This window comes from Virgibacillus doumboii (assembly GCF_902806455.1).
Lineage (GTDB): Bacteria > Bacillota > Bacilli > Bacillales > Amphibacillaceae > Lentibacillus > Lentibacillus doumboii.
In genome coordinates this window covers 529355-551750 of record NZ_CADCWQ010000001.1, presented here as the reverse complement: position 1 = coordinate 551750, position 22396 = coordinate 529355, and the positions used below count along the sequence as shown (strand labels likewise).

21 protein-coding genes and 2 riboswitches are annotated in these 22396 nt (G+C 37.5%); of the genes, 3 read left to right on the top strand and 18 right to left on the bottom strand.

Translation table 11 applies throughout. From position 1 onward, the window contains the following. The first annotated feature begins 162 nt into the window (after positions 1-162). Positions 163-408, top strand: a complete 246-nt coding sequence (locus G6R02_RS02575; RefSeq protein WP_164667703.1) for a hypothetical protein — start codon at positions 163-165, stop codon at positions 406-408. Positions 409-632: 224 nt separating this feature from the next. Next, complete coding sequence (locus G6R02_RS20220; protein ID WP_281347087.1) at positions 633-758, top strand: hypothetical protein; 126 nt, start codon at positions 633-635, stop codon at positions 756-758. A 179-nt stretch (positions 759-937) separates the two neighbouring features. On the opposite strand, the gene G6R02_RS02570 is transcribed toward G6R02_RS20220, so the two are convergent. The 10 genes from G6R02_RS02570 to yfmT form a co-directional block, all read right to left on the bottom strand. Then, entirely contained in the window at positions 938-2965 is a 2028-nt protein-coding gene (locus G6R02_RS02570; RefSeq protein WP_164667702.1) for a methyl-accepting chemotaxis protein, read from the bottom strand. Positions 2966-2983: 18 nt separating this feature from the next. After that, complete coding sequence (locus G6R02_RS02565; protein ID WP_281347086.1) at positions 2984-3340, bottom strand: response regulator; 357 nt, start codon at positions 3338-3340, stop codon at positions 2984-2986. Next, the gene (locus tag G6R02_RS02560; RefSeq protein ID WP_164667701.1) at positions 3315-3812 is read right to left on the bottom strand and encodes a chemotaxis protein CheW; all 498 of its coding nucleotides are present in this window, start codon (positions 3810-3812) and stop codon (positions 3315-3317) included. Before G6R02_RS02560 ends, G6R02_RS02565 begins: the two co-directional genes overlap by 26 nt. 16 nt (positions 3813-3828) lie before the next feature. Then, positions 3829-5826: a chemotaxis protein CheA gene (locus G6R02_RS02555; protein WP_164667700.1), complete on the bottom strand. Its 1998-nt coding sequence runs from the start codon at positions 5824-5826 to the stop codon at positions 3829-3831. A gap of 23 nt (positions 5827-5849) precedes the next feature. Continuing rightward, on the bottom strand, positions 5850-6314 hold the full coding sequence (locus G6R02_RS02550; protein WP_246202500.1) for a chemotaxis protein CheX: 465 nt from the start codon (positions 6312-6314) through the stop codon (positions 5850-5852). Between the two features lie 82 nt (positions 6315-6396). Further along, positions 6397-6485: riboswitch (cyclic di-GMP riboswitch) on the bottom strand. Between the two features lie 93 nt (positions 6486-6578). Beyond that, positions 6579-7355: a flagellar motor protein MotB gene (gene motB, locus G6R02_RS02545; protein WP_164667698.1), complete on the bottom strand. Its 777-nt coding sequence runs from the start codon at positions 7353-7355 to the stop codon at positions 6579-6581. Beyond that, entirely contained in the window at positions 7327-8127 is an 801-nt protein-coding gene (gene motA, locus G6R02_RS02540) for a flagellar motor stator protein MotA (protein ID WP_164667697.1), read from the bottom strand. The genes motB and motA overlap by 29 nt, the downstream gene beginning before the upstream one ends. A 16-nt stretch (positions 8128-8143) precedes the next feature. After that, entirely contained in the window at positions 8144-8890 is a 747-nt protein-coding gene (locus tag G6R02_RS02535; protein WP_164667696.1) for an EAL domain-containing protein, read from the bottom strand. A gap of 170 nt (positions 8891-9060) precedes the next feature. After that, positions 9061-9163: riboswitch (cyclic di-GMP riboswitch) on the bottom strand. Between the two features lie 210 nt (positions 9164-9373). Then, positions 9374-10234, bottom strand: a complete 861-nt coding sequence (locus G6R02_RS02530; RefSeq protein ID WP_164667695.1) for a methyl-accepting chemotaxis protein — start codon at positions 10232-10234, stop codon at positions 9374-9376. An 18-nt stretch (positions 10235-10252) separates the two neighbouring features. After that, complete coding sequence (gene yfmT / locus G6R02_RS02525; RefSeq protein WP_164667694.1) at positions 10253-11710, bottom strand: benzaldehyde dehydrogenase; 1458 nt, start codon at positions 11708-11710, stop codon at positions 10253-10255. An 885-nt stretch (positions 11711-12595) separates the two neighbouring features. Here yfmT and G6R02_RS02520 point away from each other — a divergent pair. Continuing rightward, positions 12596-13153 (top strand): sigma-70 family RNA polymerase sigma factor, encoded by a 558-nt coding sequence (locus G6R02_RS02520; RefSeq protein ID WP_164667693.1) that lies wholly within the window; start codon positions 12596-12598, stop codon positions 13151-13153. 257 nt (positions 13154-13410) lie between these two features. On the opposite strand, the gene G6R02_RS02515 is transcribed toward G6R02_RS02520, so the two are convergent. From G6R02_RS02515 to G6R02_RS02480, 8 genes are all read right to left on the bottom strand, one after another. Further along, complete coding sequence (locus G6R02_RS02515; RefSeq protein ID WP_164667692.1) at positions 13411-13680, bottom strand: DUF3892 domain-containing protein; 270 nt, start codon at positions 13678-13680, stop codon at positions 13411-13413. A 1140-nt stretch (positions 13681-14820) separates the two neighbouring features. Then, positions 14821-15420 (bottom strand): hypothetical protein, encoded by a 600-nt coding sequence (locus G6R02_RS02510; protein WP_164667691.1) that lies wholly within the window; start codon positions 15418-15420, stop codon positions 14821-14823. 149 nt (positions 15421-15569) lie between these two features. Continuing rightward, positions 15570-17144, bottom strand: a complete 1575-nt coding sequence (gene tnpC / locus G6R02_RS02505; RefSeq protein ID WP_164670296.1) for an IS66 family transposase — start codon at positions 17142-17144, stop codon at positions 15570-15572. Between the two features lie 67 nt (positions 17145-17211). Beyond that, positions 17212-17562 carry an IS66 family insertion sequence element accessory protein TnpB gene (tnpB, locus tag G6R02_RS02500; RefSeq protein WP_164667690.1) on the bottom strand — a complete coding sequence of 117 codons (351 nt, stop codon included), beginning with the start codon at positions 17560-17562 and terminating at the stop codon, positions 17212-17214. After that, entirely contained in the window at positions 17562-17894 is a 333-nt protein-coding gene (gene tnpA, locus G6R02_RS02495) for an IS66 family insertion sequence element accessory protein TnpA (RefSeq protein ID WP_164667689.1), read from the bottom strand. Before tnpA ends, tnpB begins: the two co-directional genes overlap by 1 nt. Before the next feature lie 764 nt (positions 17895-18658). After that, complete coding sequence (gene glpK / locus G6R02_RS02490) at positions 18659-20146, bottom strand: glycerol kinase GlpK (protein ID WP_164667688.1); 1488 nt, start codon at positions 20144-20146, stop codon at positions 18659-18661. Positions 20147-20170: 24 nt separating this feature from the next. Further along, positions 20171-21067: a LysR family transcriptional regulator gene (locus tag G6R02_RS02485; protein WP_164667687.1), complete on the bottom strand. Its 897-nt coding sequence runs from the start codon at positions 21065-21067 to the stop codon at positions 20171-20173. 37 nt (positions 21068-21104) lie between these two features. Continuing rightward, positions 21105-22388, bottom strand: coding sequence for a TRAP transporter large permease (locus tag G6R02_RS02480; RefSeq protein WP_164667686.1), 1284 nt, complete (start codon positions 22386-22388; stop codon positions 21105-21107). Positions 22389-22396: the final 8 nt, after the last annotated feature.

The window sequence follows — 22396 nt, the reverse complement described above, 5'->3', positions numbered from 1 at the left end:
ATATACACCTCAATGCACAATTATATACGTCTATGTACGTCTGTAAGTATACAATATGTTATGATAATTGTAAACGCTTTAATTCAAAAAAATTAATAAAATACAATTTTTCTATATAGTTAAAAAACTTTTTAAGGAAATAACGTAGAGGGATTGTATGCGGTGTGGCTCGCGTACAAGAAATTACGAACCAGACAAAGGTCCACTTGCAATCGACTGATCGACATTATCCGGAGGAAAACAAGAGAAGACCTAAACCAAGACAAGATTACCCATGAAGAAATATGTCAAGTAGATAATGGCAACCGCTGCGGGCAGTGGAAGCATCCATTGGTTGAACCTTCAGGCGTTGAACTGGTGGATAATGCATTTTGGCAAAGCATGAAGTCGAAACTAACTGAAAATTAGTGGAAATGGGTGCAATTTTACATTATCGTAGGAATGCCATTGCAGGAAATTGCTGCAGGAAGCTGTTTCCACTGATGCGGTGAAAAGCTGGGGACGAGGGAAATTGAAGGATGAAGGGGAAGTTTTAGCAAAGCTGTATATATAAGTTAGAATCAGAAAACGCCCTCCTGGGTTGGAGGGTGATTTGTTCGGTGATCACACACAAAAGGAAAAGGGTGATAACTATGAATTACATAAAAGAAATCAATGCATTTTATGATCACATCGAACGAGTCCATTTTCAAAGTTTCTATAGCATACTTTCGATAGTAAATGTTAATGCATTAGATTCCATTCCATTAAAGAAATAGCCACTAATCTTTTTTTAAATAATTCTATTAGACAATCATTTTCAATATGAGAAATCCAGATTACGATTTTTCTTTTGCCCTTGTTTAGATAAAAATAATTTAATGACATATACTTACTTCAAAATATAAAAGCCCGTCTGCTCTAAAAGCTCAAACGGACTTTCATATTTATTCATATACTATAGTTTAAACTGGCGAACCAGTCGGTTTAACGTTTCAGCCAATTTTGCAAGATCATCTGAGCTGGCAGCAACTTCTTCCATTGAACTGGTTGTCTGCTGTGATGAAGCGGAAGTTTGTTCTATACCAGCTGCAGATTCTTCGGAGACTGCTGCAATTTCCTGAATAGAGCTGTTCATTTGTTGACTGCTTGCTGCGATGTCGGATAGATTTTCGGATACTGTCTTAATACTTGTTACTACTTCTGCAACAGCATTGTTTATTCCATCGAATTTTTCACCGGTTGATTTTATTTGAATGGTTCCATTTTCTACCTCTGTGTATCCATCTTGCAGTGATTCGGTAACCACACTTGTCTCATTTTGGATGTTTGAAACAATGCCTGTAATGTCGGTAACTGACTCGGATACTTGTTCTGCAAGTTTTCTTACTTCATCTGCAACTACAGCAAACCCTTTACCGTGCTCACCTGCTCGGGCTGCCTCAATTGCTGCATTTAATGCTAACAAATTTGTTTGTTCCGCAATATCATTGATTACGGATACCAACTTGGAAATTTCTTGTGACTGTGTATCTAACCCTTGTACTTTTTGAACTGCATCCTTAACAATTTGATTAATCTTCGCCATTTGTTCGATGGAAGTATCCATTAATTGGCTGCCTTCATCAGTCATTCCCAAAACGACATCAGAAGAATGCTCGATACGCTCCCCATTTTCATTTGCCTGCTCCACCCTTTGAGCAAATGTGCTCATCACAGATGACAATTCACTTGAGGTATTTGCCTGTGTCTCCGAACCGAATGCCAATTCTTGCATCGTAACTGCAATTTGTTCTGATCCGGCTTTTACTTCATTTGCTGATTGTGTTAACTCTTCGCTTTGGCTGCTTACTGTCTCCGAGACTTCATTTATTTGATGAAGCAGGTCGCGCATGCCGGAATTCATATCATTTGTCGCTTTGACAAGTTGACCTATTTCATCATTTGATTTAGTTTTGAGTGGTTCCTGACTTAAATCCCCACTGGTAATTAATTTCATCCGTTCCATAACTATTTTAAGCGGGTTAGTTATTATTCGGGTTATGAAAAGCGAAACTACTATTGCTATAATCAGAACAACTCCTAATGCAATAGCTATTGGAACAAGAATTGCTTGTGCTTTTTTATCAAATTCAGCCTGGTCAACTGTACCACCTATCACCCAGCCTGTAGTTGGATTTTTGACAAAAAACATGAGTTTGTCATGGCCTTCAAATTGATAATTGATAGTACCTGTTTCCCCTGAATTGACAATTTCTTGATAATAATTCTTATCGGATATATCTTGTCCAATATATTCTTCATCCGGATGGGCCAGGTAACTGCCTGATTGATCTATTAACACAGCATAACCGGAATCGCCAATTTCAAGCTGATTAATCATTTCAAGTAACGATTTGATAGATATATCAACACTCACTACACCTGTTATCGTGTTATGACTAAAATAGGCCTTTGCCGCACTGACTACTGTTTCACCGGACGCTTGATCAACATAAGGTTCTGTCCATATTGCCTCCCCATTTGCTTCTACAGCTTTCTTATACCATGTGCGTTCTTTTGGATTGAAGTCTTCACCCAAATCAGCATTAGGATAAATGATTACTTCACCTGTTTCAGCAATACCAGTATAAACATTTTTTATCGAATCATTGTAATCGACTATTTCTTCAAAGTATTGATATAATGCATCACTTTTGCTATCGTCATATTTCCGCAACAGTTCATTTGAAGTTAGTCGATTTAACGTATTTTCGATAGAGGTATAAAATAATTCAAATGAATCATTCATGCTATCCATTTGGCTTTCTACATTATCGGACAATGTTTCCGTTGTCGTGTCCACACTGGAATTATAGCTGACAAAAGCAACAACCCCGCCGGTTAGAATAATCAGGATTATAAATGGAATTAATATCTTATACTGTATGCTTCGGGTAAGTAACGAGCCTTTTTTCATACGCTCTTTTTTATTTTTTGACACCATTATATTTCCTCCTATATATTACAAAACCTTCTCCAGAGCTTCCTTAATACGTTCGGCATTAAAAGGTTTAACAATAAAATCACTTGCTCCGGCCTGAATTGCATCAACAACCATACCTTGTTGTCCCATTGCGGAGCACATTACAATTTTAGCGTTCGGGTTCAGCTTTTTAATTTCTTTAACTGCCTCCACCCCATCCATTTCAGGCATCGTAATATCCATTGTTGTAAGATCCGGATTCAACTCCTGAAATTGTTCGATGGCTTCTTTTCCATTTGCAGCTTCACCCACTACTTCATGGCCCAATTTGGTAATATTATCTTTTAACTGCATTCGCATAAAAGCTGCATCATCTGTTACCAGTATTTTCGCCATTATCCTGGACCTCCTCCTCAACTACTTCTTTCACTTCATTCAGTTCATCAAAATTTAAAATATGTTCTACATCCAAAAGGACTAAGAGCTCATCTTCCAGTTTGGCAACTCCCCTTAGAAAGGGCTTATTAACTCCACTTATCACCTCTGGGGCAGGTTCTACCGCATCTTTATTAATATCCATCACGTCCGTTGCTTCATCGACCATCAGGCTCACTTTAATATCATTTATACTTACAATTAAGTACCTGGATTGATCTGCATATGCAGTTTGACCAAGTGCAAGCCGTTCCTTTAAATCAATGACAGGTGCTATCTCACCACGAAGATTAATAACTCCTTTAATAAATTCAGAAGTTTGCGGCACCTCTGTTACATGGTGCAATTTTTCTATTGAAATAACTTCTTGAACATCCACACCGTAACGTTGATCATTCATACGAAAAACAATGACTTTTATCGACTCTTCCATTTTTTGACCTCCTCCATTACTTAATTAATGCATTGGGATCAATAATCAGTGATACCTCACCATTTCCTAAGATTGTTGCCCCGGAAATGGCATAAACATTCTTCAGATAATTTCCAAGTGACTTCAGAACGACTTCTTTTTTCCCGATAAATGAATCAACAATTAGTCCTGTCATCCTATCACCTTTGTTAATAATCACAACGGACTCATATTGCTCTTCTTTCAAATGGTTATTATCGGGGACATTAAATACTTCCTGCAATGAAAGAAGCGGAATCACTTTACCCCTGAAATCCATTACTTTTTGCCGGTGCGAGTACATGATTTCCTTCTCTTCCAATAATACTGTTTCAATTACAGAAGATAGTGGTATTCCATATGTTTCGTCCTGAACTTCAACAAGCAAGCTCGATAAGATTGATAGTGTTAACGGTAATTCAATGGAAAACGTACTGCCCTTACCAGGTTCCGAACTGATGGAAATATTTCCGCCAAGTGATTGAATCTTCATACGGACTGCATCCAATCCAACACCGCGCCCCGAGATGTCAGACACCTGTTCTGCAGTACTGAATCCCGAGGAAAGAATTAACTGATAAACATCTTCATCTTTTAAGTTTTCAGCATGTTCATTTGTAATCAGACCATTTTCGATTGCCTTATGAACCACCTTATCCCGGTTAATTCCAGCCCCATCGTCTTCTATTTCAATAAAGACATGATTACCACTATGAAATGCTCGCAGTATCAATTTACCTTCTTCTGGTTTACCAGCTTTCTTACGTTCCTCCGGTGATTCAATTCCATGATCAACAGAATTTCGAATCAGGTGTACCAATGGATCGCCAATTTCATCAATCACCGTTCGATCAAGCTCTGTATCCGCTCCGGCAATTTCAAGATTTATTCTTTTGTTTAAATCTTTTGCAAGTCCTCTAACCATGCGCGGGAATCGGTTAAATACTTGGTCAACAGGGACCATCCGCATCGTTAGAATTAAATCCTGCATATCCTTTGACACTCTGGAAATATGTTCAACTGCTTCATCCAGTTCCACATTATTAATCTGATTAGCAAGGTCTTCAAGTCTGCCACGGTCTAAAACTAATTCTTCAAATAGATTCATCAGATAATCGATGCGCTCACTGCTTACACGGATTGTTTTTGACGAAGCACCCTTGCCCGTTTGCTTTGGATTTTCCTGAGATACATCCCGTTCTTCCCGGCTATTGTTATTCACTGATTTATCTTCAGGTTTATCAATATCCTCTACTGAGAAATTGAGTGCCTCTACTTTTTGAACTTCTGAAACTTTATGTATATGTGTTTCAATTTCGTCAGTAGTTGAATTTGACAGGAGAATAACAGTAAATTCCTGTTCAAAGTTCTCTGCTTCCAGTTCATCCACCACAGGTACCGATTTAATGACTTCCCCCAGTTTTTCCAGAACTTCAAATACCATGTATACACGTGCTGCTTTCAACAAACAATCCTCGGATAAAATGACAGTAACTTGAAACGTGTTATATCCTTGTTCCTCGGCCTGGGATAATACTGTCATCTGATATTGGTCCAGATTCATATTCAATTCAGATGTTTCCTTTACTATACTTTCCTTTTGTACTGATTCAGTAGTTCCGTTTTCCAATTGTTCCAAACGGGTAACTAGTTCGCTGACATCTTTTTTTCCATCTTCACCCGAACTTATGGCACTAACCATTTCTTCCAAATCCTCTAGTGCCTCAAAAATAATATCCACAACTTTTTCATTTACTTCTAATTCCTGATTTCGAATTTTGTCTAATACATTTTCCATTTTATGTGTTAATGAAGCAATATCTTCAAACTCCATTGTTCCAGCCATTCCTTTTAACGTATGAGCTGAACGAAATATCTCATTAACGATGTCAAGATCCGCTGGCTGTTTTTCTAATTTTAAAAGATTATCATTAATTGCCTGCAAGTGTTCGTTGCTCTCATCAAGGAATACCTCAATATAGTCCTTTGTATCCATTTGAAGCCTCCTTCCAATGTCTATTAATCAAGTAATAAGTAAATATCCAAATCTCCAACACTATCAAGTGAAGTCATCACGTTAAGTCCTTGTTTAAAACCATATAGTGTTGTATCACCTTGCATCATAGTTGGAGAAGTAATATTAATGTTGATTCCATTTTCAACAATGTTCATTGATAGACCACCAGCAACCATGTTCCCCAGTTCACCACTAAAGGAAATAAGCATTTCACCTTCAAGCGGCATTCCATACATGACTTCACCAATCTTACTGAAAACGTGAGGATTTCCGGATATAACCAATTTCCCTTGAACATCACCGGTAATTCCAATTAGAACACCATATTTGGTACGGAAATCCTTTTCCAAAAGCTGGGGTTTCATCCTTGTTTGTTTGAGTGGCACCACTGTTTCTAAGGATGAAAAAGTTCCATTTAATAAAATGGTAGCCATTTTACTTCTTTCTTTTGTTGATATGCTCAACATCCACACTCCCTTAACACAGAAAAAGACTATTCAAGCACATTTGAATAGCCAAAGATTATAAATTAATACTATAATCTAAAACTTTGGCAGCCAGGCAATCATGTACAGCTTTCTGCATGTAGACCCTCAGCTTTGCGTCCTAATACTTCGAAAAGTTTGCCTTTTTCCATTTTATAGTTGTTTAATACTAGTTCATAAGAATTACATTTCTCGCATAAATAAAATTCAACCAAAATATTCATTCATAGTAAAATAAATCCACACTTAATCATCCCCAGTTATAGGAATCTCATAGTTTGGTAAAATAAGTACTTCAACCCTTCTGTTCATAGCCCTGTTCCCATCGCTTGTATTCGGGACTACCGGGTGATGTTCTCCATACCCTTTTGCACTGAATCGCCCAGGATCCAATTTTTCATTGTCAAGTAATAAACCCATGAAGTTAATCGCCCGCATAGAACTTAATTCCCAGTTAGATGAAAATTCACTATTATGTATTGGAATATTGTCTGTGTGACCACTGACCACAATTCGATGAGGCGGGTCTGTGTAAAGAAACGCAGAAATCTCTTTTGCAATCTTCCTGCCATATTTATTTACTTCGTCACTGCCGGAATCAAAGGATACATCATTTGATATGCTAATCATTAATCCTTCACCAGATAGTTGTGTCTGTAACACGTCAGATAAATTGTTTTTCCTAATATAATTATTTATTTCTTTCTGTATGGCCTGTAATTTCAATAATTCTTTAACACCTTGATCTTCCGTTCCTTTATCTTCTTCGTTTGCGGTATCGTCCATTATTTTTCCGGGAGTTGGTTCGATCGAGCCGCTATTTTCCTCCAACACCCCCGATCCACCACTGAATTCACTATGAAACACCTGTATAAGCTGTTGATATTTTTGCGCGTCGATTTCACTCATCGCGAATAAAACAATAAATAATGCAGCTATCAGCGTCAGCATGTCCGAATATGGAAGCAGCCATGACTCATTAATATGGGGTTTCTTACGCTGGTTTTTTCTCCGCATTTTCATCCCCCTCACCCATTCTCGCTAACTCATCAGAAGATAAATACGAGCTTAATTTATCCCTGATCACCGGTGATGATTCACCGTTCGCCAAAGACAATATCCCCTCTATGGTAATCTGTTTCAATCGAACTTCATTTTCGGACTTCTCTTTCAGCTTATTCGCAAAGGGGTGCCACAAAACATAGCCGGAAAAGATCCCCAACAATGTAGCAACAAAAGCGGCTGATATCGCCTTACCCAAAACCTCAATATCATTTAAATTACTGAGGGCAGCAATTAACCCGATCACAGCTCCCAGAACACCTAAAGTCGGTGCATATGTACCTGCTTGGGAAAATATGGAGGCCCCCTTTTGATGCCTTTCTTCCATTGCATCTATTTTTTCCAACAACACTTCCCGAATAAACTCAGAAGATTGGCCATCAACTACCAGTTGTAATCCGGAAGCTAAAAACGAATTATCCGTCTTATCTATTTGTCCTTCCAGCCACAGTATCCCCTGTTTTCGGGTTACTTCTGCCCATTCAGCGAATCCATTAACCATTTCGGTTGCATTTTCGTTTTTAGCCTCGGTAAATATAATTTTTAGCAGTACTGGTACTTTTTTAAGTGTACTCATTGGGAACGCTATACAGACGGAAGCTGCCGTTCCCAAAAAGATGATTAATAATGCTGCAGGATTGATTATGGCCAAAGGACTTACACCTTTTAAAGCCATACCTGCTCCAATCGCAATAATTCCAAATATTATTCCTATTATCGACCCTTTATCCATCATCGAACCTCCATAATCAACTAAAATCATCCGGATAAGTACCTGGAATATAATTCTTTATTGGCTTAGGTTTTCCCAAGAAAAATCCTTGTCCGAAAGATACCCCCAAACCTCTTGCAGTTTCCAGATCTTCACTTGACTCAAAACCTTCCACTACTACCTTTGTATCACCTCCAAAAAGATTGAGGAATAATTGAAGAGTTTTTTGCTTTTTTGAAGACACTGCTAAATTTTCAGTAAAATACTTATCAACTTTTACAATATCCGGTTCAATTTCCGATAACGACTTTAGTGAAGATTCTCCCTTTCCAATATCGTCCAGGGCAGTCAAGAAACCTTCCTTTTTAATCTCTTCTATTGCGTTTTTTATTTTTGATAAATTCGTTTCCTTTTCAGCTTCATTTAATTCAAATACGATATTCCCTGGATTTATATCTACGGATAATTCCAATCTTTGTAAAAGAGCAGTAAATGATGAATCTATAATTGTAGATGGAAACACATTGATGAATATTTTCATATCCTTAACGGGTGGATTGAACGCTTTAAATGTCTGAAAGAATTTAGATATAGACCTTATGTCCACATCAATTAACTGATGCCGTTCTCTAGCATATTTAAACAACAACTCCGGATTACGAAATTCCCTTGAACTAAGTAAAGCCTCGTATCCATAAACACTATTATTTGTTAAGTTCATAATTGGTTGAATAACATGATCCAATGATATATTTCTTACGGACAAATCCAAATTTGAATTCATTATAAAAACCTCATTCTATGTAAATGTATTAACTATATCTTTGAAGTTAATATGTAACTTCCGGCCCCATGACTCCTCCAATCACTCCCCCTTTCATCTCTGTCTACAAAAAATGGCTATCCAATAGAATTGAAATAGCCAAAACAGTGACAATAAAAACGAGATGATGCTTTGGTAACCAGGCGATCATAGTTTTAGGCATTTATACCTGTAAAAACATTAGACCCTTTGCTTTGCGTCCCATTCTTTCGAAATAGTTTGCCTTTTTCATTCATTATGCAGGTTTATTCACTTTTTATTTTTTAAATTTAACACTGAAAAATTCCCCTATTTATTGGTGGATGATGTGATAAAATTCACATTAATGATTGTCATAAAATCAACTTACTTCAAAAGAAAATACAAGTGATGAACAATTTGTAAACCGAAAAAATTATTAAATCCCTGAAAACCTTATGACACAAGATTTTCAGGGTATGTTAATTATTTTGCTTCTAATGTATTTTCAGCCATTTTCGCTAAATCCTGTGCATTTGTACTGATTTCTTGAATGGTTGCTGAAATTTGTTGGATTGCAGCTGCCTGCGTATCTGTCATTTCATGAATTCCGGAAAATGCGTCTTCTAATTCCGCAACCAGTTTTTGAATGCTTTTTGTTGCTTCATCAATTTGGGTTACATTATCTTTTGAATTATTTGCCAGCTTTCTGATCTCTTCAGCTACGACATTAAAACCTTTACCAAATTCACCGGCTCTTGCTGCTTCTATTGATGCATTTAATCCCAGTAAATTACTTTGGTCGGAAATACCTTTTACAACCGTTGAAATTTCGCCAATTTGATCTGCGCTGGTGCTTACCTCTTTCATTTGCGTAGACACGTTTGTAACATGATCAGCAAGTTGAGATACGGAGCCTGTAATTTCCTGAATAGATGCAGCAGATTGTTCCACTACAGCAGAAAGACCTTCAGCCACTTCATGTAATTTATTTGACTTTTCAAGGCTTGTTCCAAGGCCAACACCACCGATAACCTTTCCATTATTATCATGTAATGGAATAGCACGGGCAATAAGCGGAAAACCGAATAATTCTTTTGGAACAATTTCTGTTCTCGGACCATCTTCTCTTATGGCATTGGTTATAATATCTCCTTCTGCAAGTGGATCACCGGCTTTGACATTCAGTGAAAATGTCTCACCTGGAATATTGATGATCAGTTTTTCTGTGTCATAAATACCTATTGTAATATCATCATGGACCAGCTTATTTAAAAATGGGGCGACCTTTATAAAGGCATTCAAGATTTCAGATTCTGTTTCAGCTTGTACATATACTTCAGTCATCTCTTATATTCTCTCCTTCTAGTAAGGTAATTGACGTTGTTGATAATTGACAGAAATCCATTTCATTGTAGTAAATTCGTCCAAACTCCATTCACCATTCAAACGTCCAAGACCGGATTGTTTTTCTCCACCAAAAGCGACAATAGGTTCGTCATTTATTGTAATGTCGTTAACATGAATCATCCCGGTTTCTACTTTTTTAGCGAATTCAACGCCTCGCTCTACATTAGATGTATGAACTGCCCCGCTTAATCCAAAGCGTGTGTCGTTGGCAATATCAATTGCTTCCTCTTCCGTTTCAAACGGCATAATACCAACAACTGGCCCAAACAATTCTTCTTGTGCAAGATCCATGTCTGCACTAACATCGGTAAGTATTGTTGGTTCAACCATGTTTCCTGATATATCGCCTTTAAGAACTGGGTTAGCTCCCTGTTCAATCCCTTTATCAATGATTGCTTTAAGGTTTTCTGCCGATCTGTCATTCACTACTGGTCCAATAATGGTTTCAGGATCTCTTGGGTCACCGGTTTTAAGTGAAGATACTTTTTCTTTATATCTCGTAACGAAGTCATCATAGATTGATTTTTGAACTAAGATTCGATTAGCCGACATACAAATTTGACCCTGATGAGTAAAGCGGCTGAATGCAGCTGCATTTACAGCATAATCTAAATCTGCATCTTCCAGAATAATAAAAGCACTGTTCCCGCCTAACTCCAAAAGAGGTTTTTTAAAATTCTTTACAGCTAATTGACCAATATGACTTCCAACCTTTGTTGAACCTGTGAAGGAAATAATTCTTGGAATAGGATGTTCTACAAATGAATCTCCAATCTCTTTAATATCGGTTGCAACAACATTAAGTAATCCTTTTGGAATCCCAGCTTCCTCAAAGATTTTGGCAATTAGTGTTCCGCCCATGATTGGTGTTTCTTCATGTGGTTTTAATACAACCCCATTTCCAGCCCCAATTGCCGGTGCAACAGATTTCATTGATAGGAAAAACGGAAAATTAAACGGGCTAATAACACCTACCACACCAGCCGGCATCCGATATAGACGGTTTTCTTTCCCATTTTCAACAGAAGGTAAAATTTTTCCTTCCATTTTTAATGGAAATGTTGCTGATTCTTTAATCATATCTTTAACAAGCCCAATTTCAAATGCTGCTTTTAGCCGTGTTCCACCAAGTTCATCAATAATTATATTGACAATTTCCTCTTCGTTATCTTCTATGTATTTGACAGCATTTTCAAGAATGTCACGTTGTTTGTAGGGATTAACTTTACCCCATTCCTCCTTTGCTTCAAGAGCAGATTTATAAGCAAGGTCCACATCCGATACACTGGCCATTTTAAATTCAGTAATGACCTTGCCATTGTATGGGTTTTTATCAACAAGTAAATTTTTGCTTTGACCTTCTCTCCACTTTCCGGCAATATATTGCTTATTTAATGATTTTATGTCTAACATGATAGCCCTCCTTAGTATACTTATTAATATCGGCAAATTTTGGCAATGATTTAGATTATAGATAGAAGGCAAAATGATTAAAATTTTTAGAGTATTTCCTGTTTAGGCATTAAATAATCCCCACCTGTTTTAGATGGGGATTTCATATATACATTATTTAGTTCTTCAGTTTGCAACATACCATGGTATCTCTTCTATCACATTGTAAATACACTCCCAACAAGCCTCCCGCAACTCTTCACTGCATCAACAAAAACACTTTGCAACTCGGCAATATCCTTTAATTTACAGACATTTCGCTGATAAAGAAGTATTTCACCCATTTCCACTGATCAAACCAACAGCCTCTATTAATAATTATATTCAACATATTATTGTAAAGATACACATTATTCCAGCCAAAATCAGTGGTTTTTGTTCAAATTAAGGCAGTTTTTTCACAAAGTTTAAATGAATAATTCCCTGTATTTTATGTATATTTATACTAAAGTGGCTTGACATGGAGCCTCTGTGGGCATGCATCCCCAGCCAAGAGACCAAGCAGCTAGGGGCTTGGCTCGCCAACGAGGCTAGCATGACCACTTCTCCATGTAAAGCCGTGCAACGAAATTTATGCAATTACCAGGTCTGATTTAATTTGAAAATCACAATCCGAAATAAAGTGGATATTTACAATATTATAAGAATTTTAAAGTTTTTTCAAAAAAATGACACCTTTTCCTCCCCAAAAACGATTATAGTAATAGGAAGGACTTCTATTTCCAAAATACATAAAAAAATAGAATATCAGATTACTGAGCAACTAGATATAACAACCCCTCTACGGTACAGTTGAACAGAAACTTCCCACCTCCCCACCTACTTCATTATAAAGGAGCCAGTAATATGAATGACAAAATTACATTTGAGGAAATCTTTGAGCAGAATGAAAGGCGGATTCATTACCATTTGCAAAAATTAAATATTCATGATCCATACAACGAGTTTTATCAAGAAGGGTTGTGCGCAATGTGGAATGCTTATGAAACCTATCAGCCGGACAAGGGACCAATGTCAACTTACTTCAACTACATGATCCGCAATCGCCTCATTGACTTAATGCGACAACAAAACCGTCAAAAAGAAAGTGATAAGTATGCCTTCCAAGAGCAAATAACAGAACTCTCCAACGGCAATCACTACTGCCGAATTGGAGTAAACTATCAATTGTTAAGCGATTCCCACTTCCCACAGAGTAATCCCGAGCTTTGGAAAAATTTAAAATTCCATTTGACAGACAATCAATGGAAATGGGTCTATTGTTATATTATTCTGGACATGCCGTACAAGGAAATTGCCATTCAGGAAGAAACGACAATTAATGCTGTGAAAAGTTGGGGAAAGCAAGTGAAAAAGAAATTGCGGGATATAAATTTCGGTGAATTCTTGTTTACTGAAGTATAGCTAATTATAAGTGGGACTTCCTTCAGTGAGGAGGTAAGGATGTATTACTCAATTGATAAACTAGAATAATTGGTGGGTATGAATGAGAGGTTCTGGGTTCTTATAGAGAGGAAACCAAAAAAGATACGAGTTTTAGGTGATAGGCGCTAGAGTTATTTCAAACATCCATTCGAAAGAGAAGCTATTTAATTTACTCCCAAAAATAATAGCGTCATACAAACATTTTTAAGTAAAGGAATTGTATGACGCATACTTTATTAAAACCTTGGCAAACTAAGTAAGTTATCTTTAGTTGAACTATTTGCTTTTGTTCGAATATAGGGATTTCTACCAACTGGATGAACTGTTTCCACAACTGCCTTTGATCCAGTTGTTTTTGTATAGTAATACTCCATTCCTTGGTCAATATACTTAACTACTTGTGCTTTAGTTTCAACAGTTCCATCCGATAATTTAACATGAGTTATTGCTTCTGTAGAAGTAGCATTATTATCGGATAAACGAACATGAGTAATTCTATATGACATTTATTTCACCTCCTTGCTAAGTAGTACGAATCGCAAGGAATTTGGTTTCAAAATTATACAAAAAATCTAACTTTTCAACAAATTCAGGAAGTGACTAAGGACCCATCCACAATTGCTACTTATTATCTCATTCAAATAGCTTCTTTTATCAAAATTATCTTTGACATATTTTGGAAAAAATTAATAGTGAATACTGAAGCCCTTGCTGTTTTTTGCTTTGACTATCTTTCCTTCTTTGTAAAAACTCACTCATTTCTTCTGCTTCTTGTTTCGATTCATTTGATGCTTGATGTTCCAGAAATTTTTCCAACTCAAAAAGAATTCTTTGTAACTTTTTACGTTCAGCTTACTCTTCTTCAGATTTCTTGAGATAATTATCTATGTCCCTTTTTAATATTAAATAAATGAGGAAACCAAATCTAAGCGCACTTAACAACATGTATAAAAATGAAACTTATGCTTGAGTACACCCATTCTAAAGATACTAAAGCTGGAGATAATAATGCAACGATTAAATATGCAAAAGCAGCTACAAAGGCATAGGTATTTATTTTACGGCCTTTACTTTGCTGGCAACTTTATCCGGCAAATCCTCATTTACACTGTTAACAAAAGACCATCTTGATTCTTTGATAACTTATACATACCAGATACTTCATCAATACCACCATCCAAAATCAGCTGCAGGCGTGAACTAGTCATCGTTACTACTGCCATGTCAATCACCTCCTTTCACTACTACAATCGAAGTTCAGGTGAAAAAGGTGGCATGAAAAATAGAAAATATTTTTTTGCCACTTTTTTGTTCTGAGAAACGATAGTAGTAATGACAGGAGGAATTTTCTGCTATAGCAGAAAATGGGTAATTGAATAGTTGAAGAGTATCGGCATATGCCAATATCAGCAACATTCTTGGAAAGGACTTGTTGCGGGAATTTGATTGGCTATTACGATGGTTTACTATATGTCGAGCGAGTTAATCCGCATAATAAGATTAAAACCTTCCATCGCCTTTTAATCTTTAAGTAGAATATCTCACAAGCCTAAACTCACTTTAAACGTTTTCTTTAAATTGTGCTGCTTCGGTATAATTAGTAAATATTCTAAATTCAACAGTTAAAGAGCATTCATCTACTGTGGTTACTTATAGTCAATTCTTAACTTTTCGGATACTGATTTAGCTATTTCTTTTTCGATATTTGAACCAGAAATAGAAATGGTCGATGTAATTTCTTCTATAAAATCATCATCACTTGCTAATTCCTTTGAAATAGCGATAATCAATTGCTCTTTATCTATACTTTTCGTTAGTTGTTTCGCAAATAATTTATTAAATTTGCGATTAGCTTCAAATTTATTCATAATGGAGGTGCAAAATATACTTAAAATTCTCTCATCAGAAAGTAATTGACTGGCAAAGACTTCAGTATCATTCTTTGATTCTTTTAGTTGAGATTCTGTATAAATAACCATAGTTAAGCCCAGAGTTAAAAAAGTACTACCTAAGAAGGCTACATAGCTAAAATCAAAACTAAAATCTGTTGAAAATGGTTTAAATGCCAATAAACCGAATGAAATGATCATACCACCGGTAACTAGAATAATGAATAGAGGAAAATAGATAAATTTTCGAAGCTTATAATCTTTCTTTTTTTTATCGTGTCTATACTTGACATATAAGGATAAATGCAGACTGGCAATATAAAGAATTATTAATAAAATTATTACTGATAACATCAATCTAATTCCTCCAATTAACATAATGACCATATTATACCAAATGTATTTCCGCTTTTCCATAACACAAGTTCAACAGTAATGGGCATGTGTCCAAGGTAAGCGTCAAATAATCCCCACCTAGTTTTTGAGATGGGGATTTCGTGTATGCTTTATTTAGATTTATTAGGAACGTGACATTCCCGTGGGAGTGTTGCCGACCATGGCAGATATTGAGCCAATTGCTCTTTATCCGTCGTATCCATATTGGGAAGCTCTTCAAATAAATAGCTGAGATAGTTAAATGGATTTAATCCATTTTCCTTGGCTGTCTCCACAATACTATAAATAATCGCACTGGATCTTGCTCCTTTTGCGGTATTACTGAAAAGCCAGGCTTTGCTTCCAATCACGAATGGCTTGATGGATCGTTCCGCCCGATTGTTATCGATTTCCAAACGGCCGTCTTCCAAAAACGCCTCTAAATGCTCCCATTGTTTACGACAATATTTGATTGCTTTGCCAAGGGCACTTTTAGGTAATACGCGTGGGGTCTGTTCTTGAAGCCATGCCAAAAAAGCATCCAGAACGGGCTGACTGCGCTCTAAACGTTGTTCATAGCGTTCTTGTGGACTTTTGTCCTTTAATTTACGTTCAATATCAAAAAGCTGATTACAGAAAGCCAAGCCTTCCTCCGCTTTCACAGTTGTAGTGGCTGCGGATTCAGGAAGTGCCTTAAGTGCCTCTGTAAATTTACGGCGCGCATGCGCCCAGCACCCAACCAAGGTAACATTGGATAAGCCGTTGTAGCCGGGGTAACCGTCTACATTTAGATATCCCTTGAAGCCTTCCAGGAATCGACGAGGATGTTTGCCGGCCCGGGTTTGTTGATAATCGTACAAGACGATTGGCACATCGGTCTGTCCAGAGCGGTATAACCACATGTAGGAAGTTGAGGCTGCAGGCCGTTCCGGCTCGGCTAAAACTTGTAATGTAGTTTCATCTGCGTGGGCAATGTCCAACTCCAGTAGCCGGGTGTGCATTTCGTTGTAAATCAGTTCAAGCCAATTGGCACCATGCACCATCCAATTGGCCAATGTCTGGCGCGGGATAAAGACACCGAAGCGCTCCAGATGTTTTTCCTGGCGATATAACGGCATCCCTTCTACATATTTTTGTGTCATAGTGTAAGCCATTGCGGATGGAGAGGCCAAACTGCCTGGAAATACAGGCTCCGGCATTTTCGCTGTCACAATAGGTGTTTCCATTCCATAACGCTCACAATGGCGGCAACTATATATGTGGCGCACATGCTCCACAACTTTTACCTGCGCGGGAATAACCTTTAATTCTTTGCGCACTTCCGTGCTCATATCGTGCAACGCTCCGTTGCAGCACGAACAGACCTGTTCCTCGTCGGACAGACGGTATTCAATCGTCTCCGTAGGCAGGTTTTCAAGTTTCTGGTTGCACTGACCACGTTGTTTCTTGCGTTTGTATGTAATCGTCTCGACAGTCGGTTCTTCAACCGCCGAATCAGCTGTGTCTTCCGTTTCGTTGAAAAGCGAGAGCTGGTTGGAATCGGTCTTCTCACTAGAAGATCCGAATCTGCGTTGTTGGCTGAGGCGAAATTGTTCTTCGTACCATTTTAATTTGGCTTCCAATGCCTCTTTTTCTATTTCAAGCTTTTCATTTTGCGCTTTAAAATATTCAATTGTTTCCTTTGATTTATGCGCTGTATTTTCCATAAGATAAGTATACGAAAAGGAATCCGATTTGCCTAGTCGAATTCCTGTATTTCCATATTTCAAACTTTTATAGAATGGTGCGTGCTTTGACTTCCCGGTGTGCTTGCTTCTGTTCAATGGATAAACCATCCAGCAACCAGCGAAGCTGGCGCGAGCTAATATTCATTGGTGCCGTCTCCTTTTCCGATGGCCAATGAAATGTGCCCCTTTCCAAACGGCGATAATGCAACCAAAACCCGTTATTCTCCCACTGTAAAATCTTTAGCTTATCACGTTTTCGATTACAGAACACGAACAGGCTAGGGGAAAAGGGATTGAGGTCAAAGCATTCTTTTACAATGACTGCAAGCCCATCAATAGATTTACGAAGATCAGTGCTGCCGCGGGCCAGGTACACCCGATCAAATTGAAAGTTCATTAGTTTTGATTCTGCAGGATATGTATGACATCTGACAGTAATCGGACATTGGCTCCCGGTCGCACCTCAACAGAAATGGCACCAACATGAATAAAGATGGGCCCCTGGTCTTTGGAGTAAATTGGTTCGTCGTCCATTTGAACAGTAAGCCACTGCGTTTCCGTTGTCCCCGCTTCCAGAGAAATCATATCTTTCTCAAATCGCTGAACCCAATAATACATTTGATGGACTTTGATCTCTTGATCCCGGCACCATTCAGCAATACTCTGCCCACTTCCTTTCCAGTCGTCATAGCGCGCTTTCCATTCTATTCTTTTGTCTTTGAGAGTCATTGCATAACCTCCCGAATTAATTTCTAAGAAGATTATCGCACGGCAACTCTGTGATTAAAACGTGTATTCTATTTGTCGCTTACTGTGTCCAAGAATTAGTTATCCATAAATTCCAGTAAAACAACATAAAATTGAATACTTATTAAGACTGAGATTAATAGTTCACTCCGGAAACATATGATTTTATGATATTGAGACATAATAGAAAACTAAACACTCGTTTATTAAATTAAAGGAACAACTTTTTCGACTTACCATATCAAATCACCAGCAACAAATCGGCGACCTCGTAATCTTTGAGAGTAGATATAAGTGTGGAATCTATCTTGGGGGGACGGTTCATCCATACAAACACTAATGGAGGATAATTTTGAAACGAACTTTGAAATAGATGAAATTATAAAAGATATGTTACTATAAGAATCTGGGAAGTCGTATCAACTATTCAACATATACCTAAAAGCCTCCAATGATAGCCGCTTAGCGTTCTACTACTTGTAATCCGATTTCTACTGGTTAATCAGCCCGGCAAATATTCTTCATAGAACGGGCTGATTAATTTTTTATTAGTTCTTATCAAATTTTAACTTAAATTCTTTAAGAAATTCTTCAACATTAGTTACTTTCTTAATAAGTTCTTTCTTAATCTCTTTCCTAATAACTCCTAGTTCCTTCAGGAATTAGGAGTTATTTAGCATATCGCAGTTACTTCCCAGTTTCTACTATCTTCTCCCCCAACATATTAAAATCAGATAATTATTTCTCTAAAAAACCCTCGCAGCCTTAACAGCCTTCTTCCATCCCTTATATAAATTTGAACGTTGAACCTCCGTCATATTGGAAGTAAATGTTTTCTCTAACTTCAATTGTTTAGCAATATCTTCTTTACTATCCCAATAACCAACAGCAAGCCCAGCCAGATATGCAGCTCCTGAAGCTGTTGTTTCCTGAACTTCTGGCCGTTCAACAGGTACATCTAACAGGTCACTTTGGAATTGCATAAGAAAATCATTTCTTACTGCTCCACCATCTACTCTTAATGTTTTTAGGGGAAGGCCAGAATCAGTAACCATCACATCAACTACATCCTTAGTCTGATATGCTAAGGATTCCAAGGTGGCCCGTACAAAATGCTCTTTAGTAGTCCCCCGTGTTAAACCAAACACAGCACCACGCGTATCACTGTCCCAGTATGGGGTGCCCAGTCCTACAAAAGCCGGAACCATATATACTCCTTCCGTAGAATCTACATCTGAGGCAATTATTTCACTTTCAGACGAACTATCAATTATTTTCAGTCCATCTCTTAACCATTGAATGGCTGACCCTGCTACAAAAATACTTCCTTCCAATGCATAATCGACTTTTCCATCTACTCCCCAAGCTATAGTTGTCAGTAAACCGTGTTCTGATGAGATGGTTTTCTCACCGGTGTTCATTAGCATAAAGCAGCCTGTCCCGTATGTGTTTTTAACCATACCTTTTTCAAAACAACCTTGCCCAAAAAGTGCAGCCTGTTGGTCTCCTGCAGCACCGGCAATGGGAATCTCATAACCAAAAAAGTGATAGTCAACAGTCTTTCCATATACTTCTGAAGATTGTTTCACTTCTGGCAACATCGATTTTGGTACTGTTAATATATCCAGTAATTCGTCATCCCATTGGAGGTCATGAATATTGAACATTAATGTTCTGGAAGCATTGGAGTAATCAGTAACATGGGCTGTTCCGCCTGTTAACTTGTATATAAGCCAGGAGTCTATAGTTCCAAATAAAAGATCTCCTTTTGTTGCTTTTTCTCTAGCTTCTCGGACATTATCCAGTATCCACTTTACTTTAGTCCCTGAAAAATAAGCATCGATTAACAATCCAGTCTTTTCTTTGAATAATTGACCATAACCAGCATCCTTTAATTCGTTACAAATATTCTCTGTTTGCCTTGACTGCCACACGATTGCATTATGTATTGGTCTCCCTGTATATTTATCCCAAACGACTGTTGTTTCCCTTTGATTTGTTATACCAATTCCTGCGATTTGTCTTGGCTCTATATCAGCTTTTCGCAAAACATCCGCTATACATGCTAAAACTGAGGTCCAGATTTCATTAGCATCATGTTCTACCCAACCAGGCTTTGGAAAGAATTGTTCAAACTCCTTTTGAGAAATAGCTACTATCTCTCCGTCATGATTAAATATAATTGCACGGGAGCTGGTGGTACCTTGATCGATTGACATTATATATTTTTCCATTTAGTAATCTCTCCTTTTTTTGTCTCAAGTCTTCCTTAAATCTGTCAAAAACTCCTTAAACTCCTTTTCAATGGAACTTATGAAGCTATCTTTTTGCTTTACAAACCAGAGGTCTCTTTTAAAATCAACATTTTCAATAAAAATTTTTCTCAGGGAACCGTTTTTTAGTTCCCGCTCCACTACGATCTCCGATAGTAGGGCTATCCCTAAATCTGCTTCAACTGCACCCTTTATTGCCTGAGTACTTCCCAGTTCCATATATATGTTGATGTTTTCCAGCGCATCATTTTTCTCTAATATATCTTCTACGAGCAGTCTTAACCCTGAATTTTCCTCGCGCCATATAAATTTCTCACTTGATAAATCATCCAATGTGACCGAATCTACTTCTCCTAAAACGGAATGGTTAGGAGAACACACTAATACCAATTCATCTTCGGCAAACTTACTAACAGTTAAACTCTCATCTTTAACTATACCCTCAACTAATGCAATCCCTGCTTTATTTTCTTTAATACTTTCCAATATATTAGGAGTACTGCTAACTTCCAATGCAATCTCAATATCTGGATGAATTTTTTTAAACTCACCCAAAGTTGCTGGGAGGAAATATTCCCCAATCGTAAATGAAGAACCAATTTTAAGATTCTTGTTTTCTTCCCCTTTGAGTTCATTTATAATTTGGAATGACTGGTCGTATTGAAATACTATTTTTTTAGCTAGTTCATACAATTTTTCTCCGTTTTTGGTGACACGTAAGTTGCCGTTCACCCTTTCGAACAATTTTGTTCCATAAGTACTTTCCAATTGGCGAATCTGCTTGGTGATAGCAGGTTGTGTAATATAATTTATCTTAGCAACCTTACTTATGCTTCCTTCCTCGACCACCTGACAAAACGTTTCCAAATTGCCTACTCTCATGTTTAACACCTTTCTGCGTATAGTATAAGCCTTCCCACTAGAATCCTAACATCCGTGGTAACCACAAATAAATCTGTGGAACAAACGTTATAAGAAGAAGCACAACAAACATAGCTACTAAATACGGAATAGATACAACAAACACTCTATGCAGTTTGACTTTGGCTATACTGCTGGAAATAAACAAGCAAATTCCAACAGGTGGCGTTACAAGTCCAATTCCTAAAGCCAGAACGGTAAAGATACCAAAATGAACTGGATCGATACCATAAGTTTCAGCTAAAGGTGCAAATATTGGAACAAGCATAATCATAGCTGCTGCCTGCTCTATGAAAAAGCCTATGAAAATATAAAGTACTAACATAAATAGTAAAAATAATGCAGCACTATTAGTGAAGTTTTGGAAAAACATACTAATATCAGCCGGAATTCCCTGGATTGTGAGCCACCAAGTTGCCACATTCCCGACGGCAATCATAATCATGACGATGGCTGTAATGATTATTGTTCTGGCTAATGCTCTGTAGGTCTCCTTTAAAGTTAGTTCACGGGTGACAAAGAAACCAATAATCAAAGCATATAGAATTCCAATACACCCTGCCTCTGTAGGAGTAGCAACCCCTCCAACTATCCCCGCAACCATGATAACAGGAAGGATAGCTGCAATAATAAACCTGCCTAGTATACGAATTATTTGCCTAAATGTGTATTTTCTTTTATCACTGGGATAGTTTCTTTTTCTGGCAATAAAAAACGTAACAATCATTAGACTTAACCCTAATAATATACCCGGAACAATTCCCGCTGCGAATAATGCAGCAACTGAAACATTGGCTGCAGCAAAAGTATAAATCAGCATTGGTAGACTCGGAGGTATTATTGGGCCTACTACTGAACTGATAGCAGTAACAGCTGCCGCCATTTCTGGATCTTTGTATTCTTTTTTAGTGGCTGGAATTAACATGGACCCCACTGCACTTGTATCAGCCACAGCTGAACCATTAATTCCTCCAAATAACATACTAACAAGTATATTTATGTATAGGAGACCACCCTTAACTCTTCCGATAATTAATCGTGCAAAATCTAATAGACGGATTAAGATTCCTGAGCCACCCATAAGTTCACCTGCAAGAATGAAGAAGGGAATAGCTACCAAAGTAAATTTATTTAACCCTGTCCATAATCGCTGAGCGAATAAGTCCAGTGGGTCGCCGGTCATAACAAAAGCCAGCATAGTCGATATCCCTAAGGAGAATGCAATCGGAACACTAATAGCTATAAGTAACAGAAACACCGCTACATAAATGATCATTGTCATATTAAAAG